The organism is Streptomyces sp. P1-3, assembly GCF_050613155.1.
Taxonomy (GTDB): Bacteria; Actinomycetota; Actinomycetes; order Streptomycetales; family Streptomycetaceae; genus Streptomyces.
The window spans coordinates 7,484,510-7,505,656 of the sequence record NZ_CP192512.1; the positions used below are offsets into that span (position 1 = coordinate 7,484,510).

Here is a 21,147-nt window from a genome sequence, read left to right on the forward strand (position 1 = left end):
TCCATGCTCCCACCACGGATCAAGGCCAGGGACGGCCGGCGCGGTTCGGCCGACCGGCCGTTGTCAGACCCGTCTGTCACGATCACTTCAGACAGCGTTGCCAGGGTTCCGTCCTGTTACAGGCGAATACGGAGGGGGAGATCCGTGGCGTTGTGCGACGGTGGCCAGGCGCCGGACGAACGGGCCGAGGAGACCGATGGCGACGAGCTGCTGATGGTGACCGGCCCCGCGGGGCTCTTCCTGCGCGCCTCGTCTGCGGGCATCCCCTGCGCGGACCCTGACCGGCTCGACGACGGGTCGGCATCTCCACCGCACCGTGCAGCCGAGTACGGCACGGCCGAGGTGGTCGCCGATCTGGCCGTCCCCCTGACACCCGAGGAGCGCGCCGTACAGGAGGACGCGGACCGGCTGATCGCGGTCTTCGCGGACGTGCTGACGGAAGCGCTCGGCGGCGCCTTCTTCGTCGCGGGCCTCGACGAGGACGAGGTGATCCGCAGACTGGGCGCGGACCCGCGGGCCTGCCCCGTCCTGGCACTGGACCCGATCGCCTTCGAGCCGTTCGACATGGAAGGCGGCGTCGGGGTGACCGGAGTGGACGGCGGCTGCGTCATCGCGGAATGGATGAGTGGTCTGCCCTACGACGACGAGGTGCTGCGCCGGATCTCGGCGGGCACGATCGCCTACCGCGTGACCTTCAACGCCAAGGGCGGCACGTTCGGCCATCTGGCCCGCGACGGCGCCGTGGAGCACGAGGAGATCGGCCTGGCGCCGGAGCTCGGTCTGTCCATCGGCGGGATCTGGCCCGAGGGGCACTGGCGGTACCGCTTCTGGCAGAGCGGCCCGGACGCCCCGTACGGCGCCACGGAACTCGCCTACGCCTGCGCGAGCGCCGGGCTGCGGCTGACCGATCCCCGGCCGGTGGCCGGGCCGCCCCGCCGATGGGTGCCGCTGGACGAGGGGTGGGCTTCCTGGTGACGGGGTCCCGCCCCCATGACCTGGATCCCCCCCCATGACCGGGATCCGCCCCGGGCCGTGGTCAGCCGACGGCGTCCAAGAGCGCGGCGTGGTGCCGGCGGGCGACGCCCGGGTGGGCGCGCAGCCAGCCCTTGAGCTCGTTGCGGCCGTACTCCGCGAACAGCGGGTTGGCCGGGTCGGCCGTCGCCCCGGGCGCCTGCTGGGCGTAGCGGAACGGCAGCGGTTCGATCCGCGCGTCCAGCCTCGGGTTGTAGAAGAACGGCACCGAGAAGCGCTCCCGGTCGCCCGGCGGGCTCACCACGCGGTGGTGGGTGGCCTTGAGGTAGCCGTCGGTGGCCACCTCGAGCAGCTCGCCGAGGTTGACCACGAACGCGCCCGGCAGCGGTGGCACGTCGTGGAAGCGGCCGTCGGCCCGCTCCACCTGGAGCCCGCCGATGTCGTCCTGCAGCAGCAGGGTCAGGAAGCCGTAGTCCTTGTGCGCGCCCACGCCCTGGTCGGCACCGTCCGGGGCCCGGCCCGGGTAGCGCACCATCTTCAGGTGCAGATGGGGCTCGTCGCCGAACGCCGCGTCGTAGAAGTCCGGGGGCGCGCCGATGGACGCCAGCAGCTCGTGCAGCAGCCGGGCCGCGACCGCGCTGAGCCGGTCGATCCAGGCGAGGGCGGTCGTGCGCAGTTCCGGAAGGGCGGCGGGCCACTGGTTGGGGCCCTCCAGCCACAGATAGGCGGGCTCGTCGGGGCCGGGGACGCGCGGGGGGCGCTCGGCGCCGATGTCGAGCTGGTCGCGCCAGTCCCGGCTGCCGCCGGTGTGCTCGTCGCCGATCCGCGTGTAGCCGCGGAAGTGCGGGGACCGGAGGTTGGATATCGCGAGACGGTCGGCCTCGGGGAGGGCGAAGAACGACCGCATCACGCCGGTGAGCGCGGCGGTCTCCGCCGGGGTGATGCCGTGACCGGTCAGTTGGAAGAAGCCGACGTCGTGCGCCGCCGAGTGGAGTTCGGCGTGCAGGCGGGCACGGTCCTGGGGGCTGCGGGAGGCGGCGGAGAGGTCGATCACGGGAAGCTGCTGCGACATGGGTACATCCGCGAGGTGAGGACCCGGCGGGCCCGGTGGTGGCCGGGCTGACCGCGAACAGTGCCCGGGTAGGGCAGGGCGCGGTACCGGGTGAAGGCTGAAGAGAGGTGATCGTTCCCGGAGAACGCTAGGAACGCTAGGTGAGTGAATGCGGGTCAGCCAGTGCGCAAACAGGACATGCTCGTGACGCGGACGAAGTCCACGTGGCGGCGGCGTACGAGCAGGAGCATGCCTGCCAGGATACTGCGTCGGATGCGGTGCGTCGGTGACGCACGTCACGTTGCCGCCAGGTCGCTGATCTTGGCTACGCGCCGCCGACCTCCGGTTTCGCGGGGTGGTGGTCGGTGTGGAGCGCCAGGAAGCGGGCGCGGCAGGTGGCCGGATCGCCCCACGCGGACCGCAGGGCGCGGGCCTTGCGCAGCCACAGCGACAGGTCGTCTTCGGCCGTGTAGCCGATGGCGCCGTGCAGTTGCAGGGCGGCCCGCGCGGCTCCGTACGCGGCCTCGCCCGCCGCGACCTTGGCGGCGGCGACCTCGGCACCCGCGTCCGGCCTGTCATCCGCGAGTGCCACCGCGGCCCCGTACAGCAGCGGCCGGGCGAACTCCAGCCCGATCAGCACGTCCGCGAGCCGGTGCTTGACGGCCTGGAAGGAGCCGATCGCCCGCCCGAACTGGGAGCGCCGCCGGGCGTGGGAGACGGTCCGCTCCAGCAGCGCGAGCCCCACCCCCAGAGCCTGCGCCGCCGTGGCGAAGGCCGCCCAGTCGGCGGCCCGCGCGGCCGCGGCCGCCACCGCCGGACCGTTCAGCCGCCGCGGGCCGTCTGCCTGCCCGGGGCAGGTGGCCGGTCCGGTCGCCCGTCCGGTGGCCTGACCGGGCAGGCGCGCCGCTTCGGGGCCGCCCGCCCGCCCGGCCGCCGGATCGCGCCGGGGGCCGGTCATCCGCCCCGGGTCGTCCAACACCGGCCGGAACAGCCTGCGGGCCGGGTCCTGGGAGGGCTGGAGCGGGCCGTGGGCGGCGGCCTGCCGCAGGTCCTGTCCGGAGACCACGAACACCGCGTCGGCGGCGTCCGCGTCCAGCACGTACGGACCGGCCTCCGGGGCGCCGAGCGTGACCATGGCCTGCCCCGAGGCGATCCGCGGCAGCCACCGTCCGGCCGGCTCCGCCGTGTGCGTCCCGCCCCGCTCGGTGAGGGCGCCGAGCAGGACCGCCCCGGCGGTGGTCTCCACCACCGGGCCCGGCACGGCGTGCCGCCCCAGTTCCACGTACGCCACGGCCAGTTCCACCGGCAGCGGGCCCACGCCGCCGTACGCCTCGGGGACGGCCAGCGCGAACACCCCGGCGTCGGCGAGCCGCCGCCACAGGGCACGGCCGGGGCCTCGTTCCCCCGCCGCCCACGCCCGTACCGCGCCCGGCACGTCGGCGCCGCCCAGCATCCGGTCCAGCGTCCGGCCGAACGCGGTCTGCTCCTCGTCCAGCGCGAGTCTCATCCGCGGCGCCCCTTCGGCAGGCCCAGCAGCCGCTCGGCGATGATGTCCCGCTGGATCTCGTTGGTGCCCGCGTAGATCGGCCCGGCCAGGGCGAAGGTGTATCCGTCCGCCCAGCCGCCGCGCGCGGGGGCGTCGGGCGCCGTGTCGGCCAGCTCGCCGTACGGACCGAGCAGGTCCAGCGCCGTCTCGTGCAGCGCGAGGTCCAGCTCCGACCAGAACACCTTGGTCAGGCTCGCCTCGGCGCCCGGCGAGCCGCCGCCCGCCGGGCCGGTCGCCCGCGCGTACGCGAACAACTGGTAGGCGCGGGCGCGGATCACGACGTCGGCGACCCGGTCGCGCAGCCCGCTGTCCCGCCCCCCGGGGTCCCCTCTCCCGGGAGTTCCGCCCGGAGCCGCCGCGTGCTCGCGCCACAAGGCTGCCAGGCGGTGGGCGTCCGCCGTGAAGCGGCCAGGGGCGCGCAGGGTCAGGCCGCGCTCGTCGCCCGCCGTGCTCATCGCGACCCGCCAGCCCTGCCCCGGCTCGCCGATCACGTCCTCGTCGGGTACGAACACCTCGTCCAGGAAGATCTCGGCGAACCCCGGCCTGCCGTCGAGACGGCCGAGCGGACGCACCGTCACCCCCGGTGCGTCGAGCGGGAACATCGCGTACGTCAGCCCCTGGTGCGGCCGGTCCGTGCCGGGGTGGCTGCGGAACAGCCCGAAGGCGCGGTCGGCGAAGGCCGCCCGCGACGACCAGGTCTTCTGGCCGTTCAGCCGCCACCCTCCCGCGTCCCGCCGGGCGGTGGAGCGCAGCGCGGCGAGATCCGATCCGGCCTCCGGCTCCGACCACGCCTGGGCCCAGACGACGGCGCCGCTCGCCATCGGCGGCAGGATCCGGGCGCGCTGCTCGGCGGTGCCGTGCCGCAGCAGGGTGGGCGCCAGCAGACTGATGCCGTTCTGGCCGACCCGGCCCGGTGCGCCCGCCGCGTAGTACTCCTCTTCGAAGAGCAACTGGCGCAGCAGGGAGGCGTCCCGACCGCCGTACTCCCCAGGCCAGGACACGACCGACCACCGGTCCTCCGCCAGGGTCCGCTCCCAGGCGCGGTGGGCGGCGAAGCCCTCGGCGGTCTCCAGCGAGGGCAGCCGCCCGGCGGGCACATGAGTGGCGAGCCAGTCCCGGGCCTCGGCACGGAACGCGGCGTCCTCCGGGGAGAGTTCGAGGTCCATCCGGCCACCACCAACCTTCCCTAACAAGTGTTTGGTAGGTTACCGTTCCGGTGTGACGGACAACAAGGCGCAGTACGTCCCGGGGCACGGGCTGCTCACCGGCCGAACCGCCGTCGTCACCGCCGCGGCGGGCGCGGGGATCGGCGGAGCGACCGCCCGCAGGTTCCTGGAGGAAGGCGCGGCCGTCGTCCTCGGCGACGCGCACGCCCGCCGCCTGGAGGCGGTCGTCGCGTCGCTCGCCGCCGAGTTCGGCGGCGCCCGCGTCGCCGGTCTGCCCTGCGACGTGCGCGACGAACCGCAGATCCGCGCGCTGTACGACCTCGCCGAGCGGCGGCACGGCCGCCTGGACGCCGTGATCAACAACGCCGGTCTCGGCGGCACCGCCGAACTCGCCGACATGACCGACAGCCAGTGGCACGAGGTCGTCGACGTCACGCTGAACGGCACCTTCCGCTGCACCCGTGCCGCGCTGCGCCGGATGCGGGCCACCGGCTCCGGCGGGGTCGTCGTCAACAACGCCTCGGTCGTCGGCTGGCGCGCGCAGGCCGGGCAGGCGCACTACGCGGCGGCCAAGGCCGGGGTCATGGCCCTCACCCGCTGCGCCGCCGTCGAGGCCGCCGGCTACGGAGTACGGGTCAACGCGGTCGCCCCGACCCTGGCCGCGCACCCGCACCTGGCCAAGGTCACCACCCCCGAGCTGCTGGCGGAACTCACCCGCCGCGAGGCGTTCGGCCGCGCCGCCGAACCCTGGGAGGTCGCCAACGTCATCGTGTTCCTCGCCAGCGACTACTCCTCGTACATGACCGGCGAGACGGTCTCCGTCAGCGCCCAGCGGGCCTGAGGGGGAGCGGGGCGTGGGGCGACAATGGCCATGTGCCGAACACCAGCCACACCAGCAAGAAGACGACCGTGAGCGCCTCCCCCGAGCGCCGCCGCGAACTGCTGTCGACCGCCGCCGAGGTCTTCGCCGCGCACGGCTACAACGCCACCACCGTCCGCCGGATCGCGGACGAGGCGGGCATGCTCGCCGGCAGCCTCTACTACCACTTCGACTCCAAGGAGTCGATGATCGACGAGATCCTCTCCACTTTCCTGGACGAGCTGTGGGCCGGCTACGACGCGGTCCTCGCCGCCGGTCTCGGCCCCCGGGAGACCATCGAGGCCCTCGTCACCGAGTCCTTCCGGGAGATCGACCGGCACCGCGCGGCGGTGGCGATCTACCAGAAGGAGTCCCGGCACCTGGCCGCCCAGCCCCGGTTCGGCTACCTCACCGCCTCCCAGGAGAAGTTCGAGCGGGCGTGGCTGGGCACCCTGGAGCGCGGCGTGGCGGACGGGGCCTTCCGCGCCGACCTCGACATCCGGCTGACGTACCGCTTCGTGCGCGACACCGTATGGGTCGCCGCCTCCTGGTACCGGCCGGGCGGACAGCACAGCCCCGAGGAGATCGCCCGCCAGTACCTGTCGATGGTGCTGGACGGCATCGCCCTGCGCGAGTGACGCGATTGACGTGAACAGCGCACATCACGCACATGGCGTGAGTGACGCGAGAGTGACGGAGGAGCGGCAGCCATGGCCGAGGCATACATCGTCGAAGCGGTACGCACTCCGGTCGGCAAGCGCGGCGGCGGGCTCGCCGCCGTCCATCCGGCCGACCTCGGCGCCCATGTGCTGCGCGCCCTGATGGAGCGCTCGGGCGCCGACCCGGCCGCCGTCGAGGACGTCGTCTTCGGCTGCCTGGACACCGTCGGCCCGCAGGCCGGGGACATCGCGCGCACCTGCTGGCTGGCCGCCGGGCTGCCGCAGGAGGTCCCCGGCGTCACCGTCGACCGGCAGTGCGGCTCCTCCCAGCAGGCGCTGCACTTCGCGGCGCAGGCCGTGCTCTCCGGCACCCAGGACCTGGTGGTCGCGGGCGGCGTGCAGAACATGTCGCAGGTGCCGATCGCCTACGCCAGCCGCCAGGCCGCCGTGCCACTGGGGCTCGACCAGGGTCCCTTCGCCGGGTCGCCGGGCTGGCGCGCCCGGTACGGGGACCAGCCGGTCAGTCAGTTCCACGGCGCCGAACTCATCGCCGAGCAGTGGCAGATCACGCGCGAGGCGATGGAGGAGTTCGCCCTCCGCTCCCACCGGCGCGCCGTCCGGGCCCTTGACGAAGGCCGCTTCGACCGTGAGCTGGTGCCCTACGGGGAGGTGACCGTGGACGAGGGACCGCGCCGCGACACCTCACTGGAGAAGATGGCCGCCCTGCGCCCCGTGCTCGACGGCGGCCGGATCACCGCCGCGCTCTCCTCCCAGGTCTCCGACGGCGCCGCCGCGCTGCTCGTCGCCTCCGAACGGGCCGTGCGCGAACACGGGCTGACCCCGCGCGCCCGCGTCCACCATCTGTCGGTGTGCGGCGAGGACCCGATCCGGATGCTGACCGCGCCGATCCCCGCCACCGCGCACGCCCTGCGGAAGACGGGGATGGCCATCGACGAGATCGACCTGATCGAGATCAACGAGGCGTTCGCGCCGGTCGTGCTGGCCTGGCTGAAGGAGACCGGCGCCGACCCCGAACGGGTCAACGCCAACGGCGGCGCCATCGCGCTCGGCCATCCGCTGGGGGCGACCGGCGCGAAGCTGATGACCACCCTGCTGCACGAACTGGAGCGCACCGGCGGGCGGTTCGGCCTGCAGACGATGTGCGAGGGCGGCGGCCAGGCGAACGTGACGATCGTCGAACGGCTCTGAGGTCTTCCCGCGCCGCGTACGTCCGGGGCCAGGGGCTACAGGGCGGGCAGCGCGGCCAGGACCTCGTAGGCCTCGTCCATCACCCGCCCCACCAGCTCCGCACACGACGGCAGATCATCGATCCGGCCCACCACCTGGCCCGACGCCATCACCCCCAGATCGGTCCTACCGTCCACCATCGACGCCTTCAGCAGCATCGGCGTGTTGGCCGCCAGCAGCACCTGGCTCCAGGTCAGTTCCTTGTGGCGCTTGAGCGCCAGCCCGTCGCGCAGCAGCCGTGGCCAGCCCACCCCGGACAGCCGCCGGAAGGACGCGGCGTGTCGCGCCGCGCGCACGAGCGCGGCGGCGCGCCCGGACCGCTCCAGCGCCCGGACCAGTTCCCCGCGCAGCATCCGGTGCGGCATGCCGTCGACGCGGGTGGTGACGGCGGCGTCGGCGGCGGACGCCGCCAGATAGCGGGCCTTGACGGTGTCCGGGACGGTGCTGTCCTGCGTCAGCAGGAAACGCGTGCCCATGGCGATCCCCGCGGCTCCGTACGCCAGCGCCGCCACCAGCCCCCGGCCGTCGCAGAAGCCCCCGGCGGCCACGACCGGGATGCCGACGGCGTCCACGACCTCCGGCAGCAGCACGGTCGTGGCGACCTGACCGGTGTGCCCGCCGCCCTCGCCGCCCTGCACCACCACCGCGTCCGCGCCCCAGGCCGCGACCTTCTCGGCGTGTCGCCGCGCGCCGACCGTGGGGATGACGACCACGCCCGCGTCCTTGAGCCGGGTGATCAGCTCGCGGGAGGGCGCCAGCGCGAACGAGGCGACCCGCACGTTCTCCTCGACGATGACGCGGACCCGGTCGGCCGCGTCGGGAGCGTCGGCCCGCAGGTTCACGCCGAACGGCGCGCCGGTACGGGATCCCACCTCCCGTACCGCCGCCCGCAGCCCGTCCAGGGTCATGGTCGCGGAGGCGAGGATGCCCAGGCCCCCGGCGTTCGCGACGGCCGACACCAGCCGGGGCCCGGCCACCCAGCCCATGCCGGTCTGCACGATCGGGTGCGCCACGCCCACCAGCCGGGTCAGTGCCGTCTCCATCAGCTCAGCCCCTCCCGCTCGCGCAGCCCCTCCGGATCGAGCACCTCCCGGATCAGCCGCAGCTCGTGGGCGGTCGGCTCACGGGTGACCGGCACCGGCTCCGGTATCCGCAACTCGAACCCCGTCGCCGCCCGCACCTGACCGGCCGTCACCCCCGGATGCAGGGACCGCACCCGCATGGTGCGGTCCGGAGACTCGAAGTCCAGCACCGCCAGATCGGTGACCACGCGCGCGATGCGGTGGAACCGGGTCGCGGACGGCCCGGCCGCCGCCGCCCGGTCGTACCCCACCCCGCAGACCATGTCCACGCGGGGGACGAACACCCGGGGACTGTGCCGCGGAATCCAGTAACTGGTCGGGTGGTTGAGGGTGTTGACCGGCGCGCCGCGCACCCCCAGAAGCTGCCGCACGGGCCGCTTCCAATCCCCGATGCAGGAGATGTTCTGGTTGCCGTACCGGTCGAGCTGGGCGGCGCCCATCATCACGTGCCGCCTGCCGCCGGTCACCAGCGACAGATGCCACCGGTACGGCAGCCAGCCCTCGGCCTCGCCCGCCGCGTCGACCAGCGTCGCCTCCCCGTCGGTGAGCAGCAGACCAGGGGAGAAGGTCAGCCGCGCCAGGCGCGCCGCGATGCCGGGCACCGTGCCCATCGGGCTCGCCAGGATCTCCCCGGCGCCGCGCCAGGCCTCCGCGCAGGCCACCACACAGCACTCCGCCCGGGTCGCCGTCATGCCCCCTCCTCGGTGAACGCCGCCACCGCGGCCTGGTACCCCCGCTCGTCCCCGGCCAGGAAGCGGCCGGTGAACTCCCGCCAGGCGGCCGGATCGGCGGCGGCCCGGACGTACGCCCGCTGGAACGCCTCGTCGCGCCCGTAGTCGGGGGCGCACGAGGTGAAGTGCGCGCCGTGCGGCGTCTCGATCACCCCGGTCACCACGTGCCGCCTGACCAGCAGCGTCTGCGGGCCGCCCGCCGCGGCGAAATCGGCGGTGGGCACGATGCGCTCACACGACACGTACGCCTCCGCCGCCGCCTCGCAGAACAGGTCGTCGAAGTACGGATCGGGCCCCAGGTACTGGCCGTTGCCGCGCGCGTCCGCCCGGTTGAGGTGCACCAGCGCCGCGTCCAGCCGAAGCGCGGGCACCGCCGCCAGCTCCTCCCGGTCCGGGTACGGGGACGTGACCGTACGCAGCCCGGGGTTGACGGCCATGACGTCCGAACCGAGCCCGGCCCGCACCGGCATGAACGGCAGCCGGTGCGCGGCGGCGGTCAGCCCCCACATCACCATCGCCTCGTCCAGCTCCATCAGCTCCAGGCCGCCGCGCTGCCGCGCCGCCCGGAACCACGGCTCCAGAGCGATCGAGTCCAGCGTCGCGAACGCCGTGACCAGCTTGCGGATCTTCCCCGCGGCGGCCAGCAGCCCGACGTCGGGGCCGCCGTATGAGACGACGGTCAGGTCGGTCACGTCCGATCGCAGCAGGGCCCTGACCAGGGCCATCGGCTTGCGCCGGGAGCCCCAGCCGCCGATGCCGACCGTCATCCCGCTCGCCAGCCGGCCGACGGCCTGATCCGCCGTCATCCGCTTGTCCCACGAACCATCGGAGGCCGTCATTCCCGCTCCTCCCCGAACGTGTCGCGGACCCGCCGCGCCACGCCGTCCAGCCCCGCCTCGAAGGTGAAGCCCTGCTCGTAGCGGTAGCTGCGGCGTACGTCCACGGTGTCGATGCCGTTGAGCGCGGCCTTGGCGAGCCGCAGGAGCGTGCCGTCCTTCGCCGCGATCTCCCGGGCCAGCGCGACGGCCGCGCCACGCAGCTCGCCCCGGGGAACGACCGCCCAGACCGAGCCGTGCCGGTGCAGTTCGGCCGCGCTGACGGTGCGCGAGGTGTAGTACAGCGCGCGCACCAGATGCTGCGGCACCAGCCGGGCCAGATGGGTGGCCGCGCCGAGCGCCCCCCGGTCCAGCTCCGGCAGCCCGAACGTGGCGTCGTCACTGGCCACGATCGCGTCCGAGTTCCCGGCGAGCCCCACCCCGCCGCCCAGGCAGAAGCCCTGCACGGCGGCGACCACCGGCACCTCGCAGTCGTAGACGGCCGCGAAGGCGGCGGCGCAGCCGCGGTTGGCGCCCAGCAGCGCCGTGTGCCCCGGGTCGCGCCGCAACTCCTTGAGGTCCACACCGGCATTGAAGCCGCGTCCGGCGGCGGCCAGGACGACGCAGCGGGTGCGCGGGTCGGCGCCCGCGCCGCGCACCGCTTCGGCCAGGTCGTACCAGCCCCGCACGGGCAGGGCGTTGACCGGCGGGAAGTCCACCGTCACGACGGCGACGCCCGGTTCGGGGACGGAGGTGGAGACACCCATCACTGGATCAGCTACCTTTCCACCAAACGTTTGTTAGGCGTACGGGTACGGAGAAGGTAGCAGCGCCGGGCCGCGCGCGGGAGGTGCCAGATGGCCGTCACCATCGACCTGAGCGGACAGGTCGCCGTCGTCACCGGCGGCACCCGAGGCGTCGGCGCGGGCATCAGCCGCGCCCTGCTCGCCGCCGGAGCCGAGGTGGTGGTCTGCGCGCGGCGCCCGCCGGAGCGCCCCGTCGAAGCCGCCGGGCGCGCCGCCCGGTTCCTGCCCGCCGACGTCCGCGACCCGGACGCGGTCCACCGCCTCTTCGAACGGGTCCGGGCCGACCACGGCGGGCTGGACACGCTGGTCAACAACGCGGGTGGCACCCCGTACGGGCTGCTCGCCGACGCGGGTCCCCGGCGCGCCGCCCGCGTCGTCGAACTGAACCTGACCGCGCCGCTGACGGTTGCCCTGGCCGCCTTCCCCCTGCTGCGCGTGGGCGGCGGGTCCGTGGTGATGATCGGCAGTGTCAGCGGCACCCGCCCGTCCCCGGGCAGCGCGGCCTACGGCGCGGCCAAGGCGGGCCTGGAGAACCTCGCCAGATCCCTGGCCGTCGAATGGGCCCCGCGCGTCCGGGTCAACACCGTCGTCCTCGGCATGGTCCGCACCGAACGCACCGGGCCGCACTACGGCGACGACGCCGGGGTGGCCGCCGTCGCCCGCACGGTTCCGCTGGGCCGCCTGGCCGAACCCGCCGAGGCGGGCGGCGCCTGCGTCTTCCTCGCCTCCCCACTCGCCGCGTACGTCAGCGGCGCGCGCCTGGAGGTCCACGGGGGCGGCGAGCGCCCGGCGTTCCTCGACGCGGCCCGCCACCCGTCCGTACCGGCCGCACCGGAAGCCGACCGCGAACACGAGGAGGAGTGAGATGGCGGGACTGTGCCAGGGCCGGGTGGTGGCCGTCACCGGCGCGGGCCGCGGCCTGGGGCGCGCGCATGCCCTGGCCTTCGCGGCCGAGGGCGCCCGCGTCGTCGTCAACGACCTGGGCACCGGCCCCGACGGCGCGGGACACTCGGCGGACCCCGCGCAGCGGGTCGCCGACGAGATCCGGGCCCGCGGCGGCGAGGCGGTCGCGCACGGCGCCGACATCACCACGCCGGACGGCGCCGTCTCGCTGGTCGGCGCCGCCCTCGGCGCCTTCGGCCGCCTCGACACCCTCGTCAACAACGCGGGGTTCCTGCGCGACCGGATGCTGGTCAACCTCGGCGAGGACGACTGGGACGCCGTCGTACGGGTCCACCTCAGGGGCCACTTCCTGCCGCTGCGGCACGCCGCACGGCACTGGCGCGCCGAGGCCAAGGCGGGCCGCACCCCGGCGGCCCGCGTGGTCAACACCAGCTCCGGTGCCGGCCTGCTCGGCAGCGTCGGCCAGAGCGCCTATTCCGCGGCCAAGGCCGGGATCCTCGGCCTCACCGTGGTCGCCGCCGCCGAACTCGCCCCGTACGGCGTCCAGGTCAACGCCGTCGCCCCGGCCGCCAGGACCCGTATGACCGAGGACACCTTCGCCGCCGAGATGGCCGCCCCCGACCGGCCGGACGCCTTCGACGCCATGGCCCCGGAGAACGTCTCCCCGCTCGTGGTCTGGCTCGGCTCCGCCGCCTGCGACCGGGTCACCGGACGCGTGTTCGCGGCGGAGGCCGGACGGATCACCGTGATGGAGGGCTGGCGCCCCGGACCGGCCACGGACAAGGGCGCGCGCTGGACCCCGCGCGAGGCGGGCGCCGCGGCCACCGCGCTCCTCACGGCGGCCGCCGCGCCCCAACCGGTGTACGGGGCGCGCTGACGCCGGCCGCCGCCCCGGCAGTCCGAGGACGGCGGCCGGCCCCTGTCACTCAGCCCGCGGGGAGGACGAGGCGCTGCCCGGGGAAGATCACGTCGGGCCGTGGGCCGACGGTCTCGCGGTTGACGTCGTACAGCGACTGCCAGCCTCCGTCGACCGACAGGCGCAGCGCGATGCCCGACAGGCTGTCACCGCTGACCACCGTGTACGTCCCGGCCGCCGGCCGCGACCGGTCGCGGTGGGGGTGCGCCGGTGCGGGCGCGGGCACCTGGCGGGTGGCGCTGGGTGCCCTCCGGGGAGCAGCGGGGGCGGTCCGCGGGGCAGGGGGAGTGGTCCGCGGGACGGCCGGAGTGGTCCGCGGGGCACCGCCCGCGGTCGGCGTCAGACCGGCCCGGACCGAGCACGTCGGCCACGCCCCCGGGCCCTGCCGGCCCAGGACCGCCTCCGCGATGACGATCTGCTGGGACTTGGTCGCCAGGTCGGCCCGGGCGGCGAACCTGGTGCCGCCGTACGCCTCCCAGGTCGCCTGGGAGAACTGCAGCCCGCCGTAGTGGCCGTTGCCCGTGTTGCTGCTCCAGTTGCCGCCGCTCTCGCACGCGGCGACCCGCTCCCAGATGTCGGCAGAGGCCGCCGCCGCGCCACCGGCGGCGACGCCGAGTATCGGAAGGGCGAGCCCGGCCCCCCACGCGGCGAGAGCCGCGCTCAGCGGAAGGACGCGGTGGCTGGGAGATGCGGGACGGCGGTGGATTCCTCGTACGGCCATGGGACCCGTTCCTCTCGGCTGCGACATGCGGATCGCCCACCCGTCCTCGGGCGGGCTGCCACGAGTACGGCAGTGGAGCGGTGCAGGTCACAAGGCGCATCCGTGTTCGCGGACCGCCTCGCGCCGTCGTGCGACCATCGCCTGAGGTGCTGACGGCCCGTCATTTATGACGGGTGGGCGCACGGAGAGAGGGTGGGCGCACGGGGCGTCCGGGCCCGGCCGGCCGGGCGGCCGCCCACATCCCTGACGAGCGGCTTCCCCCGGCGGCCGAGGGCCCACGTGGAGGGTACGTGGAACGGCGGATGGCCGGCCGGGGGCGCACACCGCTCCGCACCCTGCGATGAAACGCCCGGCGAGCCACCCCCCGTCCCACCCCCCGCCGCGACCTCCCCCCGCCACCGTCGGACGATTGGGCGCCCCGGCGCGCCGGATGCCACCCGGCGTCGCGCTCAGCGCCCTCGCCGCGCCCCAGGCCCTAGCCGCGCTCCGCCCGGACCAGCCGCAGCGTCACGATCTCGAACGGCCGCAGGTTCAGCGCGACCCGGCCGTCGGCGTGGTCGGCGGGCCCCGTCGGGCGCTCCAGCAGATCGCACACCGAGGCCGACGCCAGCGGGAAACCCGCCACGAGCCCGCTGCGGACCCGGCCGCCCCGTGACTCGTACAGCCGGACCACCACATCCCCGCTGCCGTCGTCCGCGAGCTTCACCGCGCTCAGGACGACCGCGTCGTCGCCCGCCGTCACCAGCGGGACCACCTCCGCGTCCCCCGGCACCCGCCGCTCCGGGAGGTTGACGCGATAGCCCTCGCGCACCGCGTCGCCGATCGAGGCACCCGGCACCAGCGCGTACCGGAACCGGTGCACGCCCTGATCGGTCCGCGGGTCGGGGAAGCGCGGCGCGCGCAGCAGCGACAGCCGCACCGTGGTCGTGGTCCCGCCCGTTCCCGATGCCGCGGTCTCCGGGCGCACCGCGCGGGTCACGTCGTAGCCGTACGTCGAGTCGTTGACCAGCGCCACCCCCCAGCCCGGCTCCTCCAGATGCACGAAGCGGTGCGCGCACGCCTCGAACTTCGCCGCGTCCCAGCTGGTGTTGGTGTGCGTGGGCCGGTACAGATGCCCGAACTGGGTCTCCGCCGCCGCCCGGTCGGCGTGCACATCCAACGGGAACGCCACCTTCAGGAACTTCTCCGTCTCGTGCCAGTCCACTGTGGTTTTGATCTCCACCCGCCGCTCGCCCGGCGGCAACGTGATCCGCTGTCCCACCCGCGAGGAGCCGAAGGCCCGCACCACGTACACCGATTCGTCGCCCATCGGGACCAGGGACTCCACCTCCACCACGTCGGTCACCGTGTTGCGGTAGAAGTGGTCGACGTCCCAGGCGTCCCACATGTTGGGGAAGTCCGGATGCAACTGGAGCAGGTTGCCCGCCTGGCCCGGCGCGATCGTCTCCCGGTCCGCTGTCACGTCGTACACCGACACCAGCAGCCCGCGGCCGTCGATCTCCACCCGCAGCAGCCCGTTGTCCAGGACGAAGCCGCCGCCGTCCCGCGGCGCCCGCGACACCGCCCCCGGGTCCGCCCCCGCCCCCGGCACCGCGCCGCCCGCCGGCACCCCGCCGCGCTCGTGCGGCGCCGCGTTGAAGACGACCGACGCGCCCGCCGCGCCGTCCCCGGCCAGCGCCGTCTGCGCGTCGCCGATGATCCGCTCCAGCTCTGCGGCGACCGCCGCGTACGTCGCGGCCGCCTCGCGGTGCACCCAGGCGATCGACGAACCCGGCAGGATGTCGTGGAACTGGTGCAGCAGCACCGTCTTCCACAGCCGGTCGAGTTCCTCGTACGGGTACGGGAAGCCGGCCCGCACCGCCGCCGTCGCCGCCCACAGCTCCGCCTCGCGCAGCAGATGCTCGCTGCGCCGGTTGCCCTGCTTGGTCTTCGCCTGGCTGGTGAGCGTCGCCCGGTGCAGCTCCAGATACAGCTCGCCCACCCACACCGGGGCGTGGGCGTATTCCGCGTGCGCCTTCTCGAAGAACGCCGAGGGCCGTTCGAAGACGACCTTCGCCGACCCCTCGAGATCCGCCAGCCGCTTGGCGCGCGCCAGCATCTCGCGTGTCGTACCGCCGCCGCCGTCGCCCCACCCGGTGGGCGCCAGCGACCGGGTCGCCGCCCCCTTCTCCTGGAAGTTGCGGACCGCGTGGGCCAGCTCCGCGCCCGACAGCTGCGCGTTGTAGGTGTCGATCGGCGGGAAGTGCGTGAAGACCCGGGAGCCGTCCAGGCCCTCCCACCAGAACGTGTGGTGCGGGAACTTGTTGGTCCGGCTCCAGGAGATCTTCTGCGTCAGGAACCACTTCGCGCCCGCCAGCTTCACCAGCTGCGGCAGCGCGGCCGAGTAGCCGAAGGTGTCCGGCAGCCACACCTCCTCGGTTTCGATCCCGAACTCCTCCAGGAAGAACCGCTTGCCGTGCACGAACTGCCGGGCCAGCGCCTCCGAGCCCGGCATGTTGGTGTCCGACTCCACCCACATGCCGCCGACGGGGACGAACCGGCCCTCCGCGACCGCCTTCTTCACCCGCGCGTAGACCTCCGGCCGGTGCTCCTTGATCCACGCGAACTGCTGCGCCTGCGACATCGCGTACACGAACCCCGGCTCGTCCTCCAGCAGCGCCGTCATGTTCGACGTCGTACGCGCCACCTTGCGCACCGTCTCCCGCAGCGGCCACAGCCACGCCGAGTCGATGTGCGCGTGCCCCACCGCGCTGATCCGGTGCGCAGAGGCGTGGGCGGGCGCGGCCAGCACGTCGGCGAGCCGCGCGCGGGCGCGGGCCGCCGTACCGCCCACGTCCTGGAGGTCGACCGCGTCCAGCGCGCGCTCCACCGCCCGCAGGACCTCCCAGCGGCGCGGGGAGTCCACCGGCAGCTCCGGCATCAGCTGGCCCAGCACCTCCAGATCCTGGACCAGCTCCCACACCGCCGTGTCGAAGACGGCCAGGTCCATCCGGGCCAGCCGGTACCGCGGCTCGTGGCCCGCCGTCTCCTTGTCGCCCAGCTCGGTCGGCCGGAACGGGTCGTAGTCGAGGATCACCGGATTGGACGCGGCCTCGATGTGCAGCACCACCTGCTCCCCGCCCGCCACCGGGGCCCCGACGCGCACCCACTGGTTGCGCGGGTTGAGCCCCTTCACCGGCGAGCCGTCCGGCCGGTAGACCAGCCCTTCGCACTGGAAGCCGGCCATGTTCTCGTCGAAGCCCAGATCCAGCAGGGCCTCCACGGTCCGGCCCGCCCAGCCGTCCGGCACCCGCCCGGTCACGGTGAACCAGCTGGTGCCCCACGGCGGCCCCCACTGGTCGCCCACCGCGATCGGGGTGCGCGGGGCGGCCAGCCCCTCGGCCACGGGCACGGGCTCGTCCGGCGCGTTCCAGACCCCGACCTCGAGCGGCACGGACTCCGGGTAGACGGCCGGGCGGATCCTCTCCTCCAGCACGCGCTTGAGACGGGCTTCGATGACGTCGCGGTCGCTGTGCATACGAAACGGCTCCTCGAGTGGTCTACCAGGTGTACGTGGCAACGGACGGCGCGGACGGGACGAACAGCTCGTCAACAGCCCGCACCTCGATCCGGGTCACCGCTTCACCGCGCGTACGGCGCAGTGCGGGGACGTAGAACGCGGTGCCGCACGTCCCGCCGAGGAACCGGCGGCCCCCGCCGGGCAGCACCTGACACAGCTCGTAGTGGCGTAGGGAACCGCGGGAGCGGCCCCAGACCAGCCGCAGCGCGGCCGACCCGTCGGCATTCTTCCCCGATGCCGCCACCTCGCACGCACCCGGGCGCGCCGGGGCGGCCGGGCGGGTGTCACGCACCGCCAGCGCGCCCAACCGCCAGCGGACGGTACCGCCGTCGGGCGCGGTCAGCCGCACCCCCAGCGCGTGGACCGTGACGGCGCGCGGGTCGCCGAGCGGGCCCCGCAGCCGCCGCCCCGGCCGCAGCGTCACCGTGGTCCAGCCGTCGCCCGCCGCCAGGGTCCCCGCCGGAACGAAGGCGAACCGGTACGGCTCGCCCGGCGAGCCCGGCTCCGCCAGTGCGACCGCCAACTCCACCCGCACCGCGGCCGAACCGGCGTCGGCGCGGTGCGTGAGCTCCACCACCGTCGCCTCCGACAGCGGCAGCCGCACCGAGTGCAGTTCGACGGTGGCGGGGGCGGTGAGCGCGCCGTCCACCAGCAGACTGCTGCCGCCGCGCCAGGCGTCGGCGAAGTCGAAGCCCACCCGCGGCCGGACGCCCCGGGTCCGCACCACCCAGCGGCGCCCGGGCAGCCGGTCCTGGAGGCCCAGATGGTTCCAAGGGGTCTCCGAGAGCACCTCGCCGCGCTCGTACCAGCGCAGCCCGTGCCCGGTGTTGAAGGCGCAGGCGAACGGCAGCGCGGCCACTGTGGACCGGTCGGCGACGGAGAGCGCGGGCGCCCGCCACCCCCCGGAGCCGCCGTCCGGTGCGGACGGATCCAGCGACGACCCGGTCCAGAACCGGTCGTCGCGGGCGTGGAAGGCGGCGGGCGTGCGCTGGTCCGACGGCAGACCGGTCCAGGTCCACTCGGGCCGGTAGAAGCCGTACGACACCACATGCGGCCCGTCCGCCGGGACGATCGCGTCCCAGTCGACCGGGGTGTCCCAGCCGCGCGCCTCGGTGTCGATCCCGGCCCACAGCTCGTACCGGTCGCGGCCCATGTCCTCCGCCAGCCCGCCGGACGCGGCCAGCCCCGACCGGCTCCAGCCGAAGTTCACGAACATGCTGTCGGACGCGCGGAAGAAGTCGGCGTTGCGCTCGTTGAGCCGGTTCTGCCAGCTCACCGCGCCGGTGTCGGTCATCGAGTCGTACCAGGTCACCCGCAACCCGCCGGACCGCTCCCGCAGATGGCGCAGGAAGCCGCGCATGTCCGCCGCGAGCGCCGCGTCCCCGCCGCCGGTCTCGGCGTTGACGAACCAGCCGTCGAACCCGTACGCCCGCGCCACCGCGATCAGCTTGTCCGCGACCGGGAACCCGCCGTCCGCGCCGCGCCGCACCAGGTCCCGGGTCCAGCGCAGCTGCCCGCCGTACGCCGCGGGCGGCAGGAACACGGTGCCGAGGACGGGCACCCCGTTGCGGTGCGCGGCGTCCACCACGGGCGCGTTGGGCGCCAGGATCAGTCCCTCCCCGGAAGAGCCTCCCCAGAAGACGAGCTCATCGATGTACGCCCAGTGGGTGAGCGCGTAGTAGTCCGCCGTCGGCGCGCCCTGGGAGGGGTTGCGCGAGGTGGGCGCGAACGCGGCGAGCGCTTGTACACGGGCCTGCCCGGCGCGGGCGGTGGCGTTCGGGGACACGGGCGCGAACCGTCTCGCCAGCGGCACGGTCGCGGTGTTGTACGGCAGGTCCGCGTCGGCCCCGGGCGTCCACGCCGTGAGGCTGCGCCAGACCACGCCGGGCCCTGGACTGCCGCTCGGCAGGCTGTCGGGGAACCAGTACGAGGCGTACGGCTGGAGGTCTTCGGCGGCGGCGCTCGCGCCGACGGCCCGCCCCGCCGTCAGCCCGACCGCCGCGGCCGCGGCACCTGCCGCGAGCAGGCTGCGCCGGGCGGGGCCGGTGGGCGGGCGGTGGTGTGCGTGTGGTGTGCCGTTCATGGGGTGCTCCTCTGCTCGGGGTTGACGAACGGTGGGTGGCCGCGCGCGATGCTCTCTCCCCTGATCCCGCCCCTTCCCGTAACCGGGGCTCCGCCCCGGACCCCGGGCCCGAGGGCGCCGGGGCCCCGACCCTGCGGAAGCGCGCTGGGGTCCCCACGCCCGTAAGGGCGTAGGGGCGTCCGCAAGCGCGGGACGGCCGGCACCGACGCGCGGCTCCGCCGCGTGGCGGGGCTCTGCCCCGGACCCGGTCCTTGAGGACCGCCCGGAGGGCGTCTCAGGGGTCCGGGGGCTTGCCCCGCTCTGCGGCGGAGCCACACATCGGTGCCGCCAGCCCGTCTGGGGGCACCTCCCAGCGTTAGCTGGGGGAGTTTGAGGGCCGGGGTCTGGGGCGGAGCCCCAGTCTCGGGAAGGGGCGGGGAAGGGGAAGGAGCCCGCGGCAGGCGCAGGGGGCCGGAGCCGGGGCTTGCCCCCCACACGGTGGTAGCCGCACATCGGATCGGGGCACCTCCCAGCGGCCGCGCCGGGTGAGGGAAGGGACGGGGCAGGGGAAGGGGGCCCGCGGCAGGCGCCCGGGAGCCCCGGGCTCGCTCCCCCCCCCCGCGGTGGTAGCCGCATAACGGGGTTGGGGGCACCTCCAGTGGCCGCGCTGGAGAAGACGCCCGCCGCAGGCGCCCTCGGCGGCCGGGGCCAGGCTGGCCGGTGCGGTCCCGGCCGCCCGGCGGCTTGCCGGCAACGGCGGGGTGGGCCAACTCCGTGATGCCGCGCCGCCAGGCTGGCCCGTGCGGCCCGGGGCGCCCGGGCCGGGCTAGCAGGCACCGGCGGGGTGGGCCAACTCCGTGATGCCGCGCGCGGCCAGGTACGCGGCGTCGCCGACGCGCTCGGCGAGCACGCACGCCGGCCGGACCCCCGCCGCCGCGAGCCGCATCCACGCCTCGAAGTACGCGCCGCCCGGCGCACACACCGCCCGGCCGGCCCCCGGATCCACCACCAACGCCGTCGTGCGCGGCTCCGGCCGCGGCGGGCGGTCCCGGCACGCGCGCACGACCGCGGCGATGGCCTCCCCGGCGGGCTTGACGCGCCGGTCGTTGGTGAGCAGACCCAGCCCGTACTCCAGCTCGGGGAAGTCGGCCAGCGCGCGATCGACGTCATGCGAGCACCACCACGTCACCCCCCACACGTCCGGGCAGTCCAGGGCGCGCCGCACGGTCGCCTCGGTGAAGCGCGCGGCCCGGTCGGGCGGGATGTGCGGGGCGGGGGCGCCGACCTCCTGGAGCCAGACCGGCCGGTGCGGGTCGTCCGCCCACGCCTTCGACAACTCGATCAGGTACGCGGCGTGCAGCTCGGTGGCGGCGCCGTCCGCACCGTGCCGCTGGGCGGTGCCGTTGAAGACCCAGGAGTGCACGGCGGTGACCGCCCCGATGCGCGCCGAGTGCTCGGGGGTGAAGGGGTGGTCGTCCCGGAACCAGGCGGCATCGTACGAGGCGTGCAGATGCGGCCGGCCGGGCGCGCCCCGCTCGCACGCGTCCAGCATCCGCCGCAGCCACGCCCCGGCCTGGTCCCGGCCGACCGGATCGGCGTCGGGGTGCGGGGCGCCGGAGAACTGGTTGAACTCGTTGCCGACGGTCATGCCGAGGAAGTTCGGCCGGTCGGCCAGCGCCCCCGCGAGCGTGCGCAGATACCCGGCCTGGGCCTCGACCACGTCCGGGTCGGTGAAGAGGTTGCGGCGGTGCCAGGTGGTCGTCCACGACGGCACGAAGTCGAAGCTCGACAGGTGCCCCTGGAGGCCGTCGACGCCGACGTCCAGGCCGCGCTCACCGGCCGCGTCGACCATCTGGCCGAGCTGGTCGACGGCGCGCGGCCGGATCAGCGTTCGGTTCGGTTGGAAGAGCGGCCACAGCGGGAAGACTCGGACGTGGTCCAGGCCGAGCGCGGCCACGGAGTCCAGGTCGGCGCGGACCGCGTCGAGGTCGAAGTCCAGCCAGTGGTGGAACCAGCCCCGGGTGGGGGTGTAGTTGACGCCGAAACGCACG

17 protein-coding genes are annotated in these 21,147 nt (G+C 74.9%); 6 read left to right on the forward strand and 11 right to left on the reverse strand.

Going from position 1 to position 21,147, the window contains the following annotated elements; translation table 11 throughout:
• Positions 1-144: 144 nt before the first annotated feature.
• Entirely contained in the window at positions 145-975 is an 831-nt protein-coding gene (locus ACQUSR_RS31925) for a hypothetical protein (RefSeq protein ID WP_431046603.1), read from the forward strand.
• A gap of 61 nt (positions 976-1,036) precedes the next feature.
• On the opposite strand, the gene ACQUSR_RS31930 is transcribed toward ACQUSR_RS31925, so the two are convergent.
• The 3 genes from ACQUSR_RS31930 to ACQUSR_RS31940 form a co-directional block, all read right to left on the reverse strand.
• Positions 1,037-2,044: an isopenicillin N synthase family dioxygenase gene (locus tag ACQUSR_RS31930; RefSeq protein ID WP_431046605.1), complete on the reverse strand. Its 1,008-nt coding sequence runs from the start codon at positions 2,042-2,044 to the stop codon at positions 1,037-1,039.
• Positions 2,045-2,348: 304 nt separating this feature from the next.
• Positions 2,349-3,530: an acyl-CoA dehydrogenase family protein gene (locus tag ACQUSR_RS31935; RefSeq protein ID WP_431046608.1), complete on the reverse strand. Its 1,182-nt coding sequence runs from the start codon at positions 3,528-3,530 to the stop codon at positions 2,349-2,351.
• Positions 3,527-4,735: an acyl-CoA dehydrogenase family protein gene (locus ACQUSR_RS31940; protein WP_431046610.1), complete on the reverse strand. Its 1,209-nt coding sequence runs from the start codon at positions 4,733-4,735 to the stop codon at positions 3,527-3,529. The genes ACQUSR_RS31935 and ACQUSR_RS31940 overlap by 4 nt, the downstream gene beginning before the upstream one ends.
• A gap of 52 nt (positions 4,736-4,787) precedes the next feature.
• Between ACQUSR_RS31940 and ACQUSR_RS31945 the strand changes: the two genes are divergently transcribed.
• The 3 genes from ACQUSR_RS31945 (at position 4,788) to ACQUSR_RS31955 (ending at position 7,462) form a co-directional block, all read left to right on the forward strand.
• Positions 4,788-5,576 carry an SDR family oxidoreductase gene (locus ACQUSR_RS31945; protein ID WP_431046612.1) on the forward strand — a complete coding sequence of 263 codons (789 nt, stop codon included), beginning with the start codon at positions 4,788-4,790 and terminating at the stop codon, positions 5,574-5,576.
• A gap of 32 nt (positions 5,577-5,608) precedes the next feature.
• On the forward strand, positions 5,609-6,232 hold the full coding sequence (locus ACQUSR_RS31950; RefSeq protein ID WP_431046614.1) for a TetR/AcrR family transcriptional regulator: 624 nt from the start codon (positions 5,609-5,611) through the stop codon (positions 6,230-6,232).
• 72 nt (positions 6,233-6,304) lie between these two features.
• Complete coding sequence (locus ACQUSR_RS31955) at positions 6,305-7,462, forward strand: acetyl-CoA C-acetyltransferase (RefSeq protein WP_431046616.1); 1,158 nt, start codon at positions 6,305-6,307, stop codon at positions 7,460-7,462.
• Between the two features lie 35 nt (positions 7,463-7,497).
• On the opposite strand, the gene ACQUSR_RS31960 is transcribed toward ACQUSR_RS31955, so the two are convergent.
• From ACQUSR_RS31960 to ACQUSR_RS31975, 4 genes are read right to left on the reverse strand one after another with little or no spacing between them, the layout of a single operon-like run.
• Entirely contained in the window at positions 7,498-8,544 is a 1,047-nt protein-coding gene (locus ACQUSR_RS31960) for an NAD(P)H-dependent flavin oxidoreductase (protein WP_431046618.1), read from the reverse strand.
• Positions 8,544-9,275 carry a CoA-transferase subunit beta gene (locus ACQUSR_RS31965; protein ID WP_431046620.1) on the reverse strand — a complete coding sequence of 244 codons (732 nt, stop codon included), beginning with the start codon at positions 9,273-9,275 and terminating at the stop codon, positions 8,544-8,546. Before ACQUSR_RS31965 ends, ACQUSR_RS31960 begins: the two co-directional genes overlap by 1 nt.
• Positions 9,272-10,153, reverse strand: coding sequence for a CoA transferase subunit A (locus tag ACQUSR_RS31970; protein WP_431046622.1), 882 nt, complete (start codon positions 10,151-10,153; stop codon positions 9,272-9,274). The genes ACQUSR_RS31965 and ACQUSR_RS31970 overlap by 4 nt, the downstream gene beginning before the upstream one ends.
• On the reverse strand, positions 10,150-10,896 hold the full coding sequence (locus ACQUSR_RS31975; RefSeq protein ID WP_431046624.1) for an enoyl-CoA hydratase family protein: 747 nt from the start codon (positions 10,894-10,896) through the stop codon (positions 10,150-10,152). The genes ACQUSR_RS31970 and ACQUSR_RS31975 overlap by 4 nt, the downstream gene beginning before the upstream one ends.
• A gap of 90 nt (positions 10,897-10,986) precedes the next feature.
• On the opposite strand from ACQUSR_RS31975, the gene ACQUSR_RS31980 reads away from it, so the two are divergent.
• Together ACQUSR_RS31980 and ACQUSR_RS31985 are read left to right on the forward strand one after the other, a co-directional pair.
• The gene (locus tag ACQUSR_RS31980) at positions 10,987-11,799 is read left to right on the forward strand and encodes an SDR family oxidoreductase (protein WP_431046626.1); all 813 of its coding nucleotides are present in this window, start codon (positions 10,987-10,989) and stop codon (positions 11,797-11,799) included.
• A gap of 1 nt (position 11,800) precedes the next feature.
• Positions 11,801-12,715 (forward strand): SDR family oxidoreductase, encoded by a 915-nt coding sequence (locus ACQUSR_RS31985; RefSeq protein WP_431046628.1) that lies wholly within the window; start codon positions 11,801-11,803, stop codon positions 12,713-12,715.
• 49 nt (positions 12,716-12,764) lie between these two features.
• On the opposite strand, the gene ACQUSR_RS31990 is transcribed toward ACQUSR_RS31985, so the two are convergent.
• The 4 genes from ACQUSR_RS31990 to ACQUSR_RS32005 all read right to left on the reverse strand — a co-directional run bounded on the left by ACQUSR_RS31990 (position 12,765) and on the right by ACQUSR_RS32005 (position 21,146).
• A complete protein-coding gene (locus ACQUSR_RS31990; RefSeq protein ID WP_431046630.1) occupies positions 12,765-13,475 on the reverse strand; it encodes a transglycosylase family protein in 711 nt (236 codons plus the stop codon).
• Between the two features lie 475 nt (positions 13,476-13,950).
• Positions 13,951-16,992, reverse strand: coding sequence for an alpha-mannosidase (locus ACQUSR_RS31995; protein ID WP_431046632.1), 3,042 nt, complete (start codon positions 16,990-16,992; stop codon positions 13,951-13,953).
• A gap of 22 nt (positions 16,993-17,014) precedes the next feature.
• Positions 17,015-19,117, reverse strand: coding sequence for an endo-beta-N-acetylglucosaminidase (locus tag ACQUSR_RS32000; protein ID WP_431046634.1), 2,103 nt, complete (start codon positions 19,115-19,117; stop codon positions 17,015-17,017).
• Positions 19,118-19,922: 805 nt separating this feature from the next.
• Positions 19,923-21,146 carry a glycoside hydrolase 5 family protein gene (locus tag ACQUSR_RS32005; protein WP_431046636.1) on the reverse strand — a complete coding sequence of 408 codons (1,224 nt, stop codon included), beginning with the start codon at positions 21,144-21,146 and terminating at the stop codon, positions 19,923-19,925.
• Position 21,147: the final 1 nt, after the last annotated feature.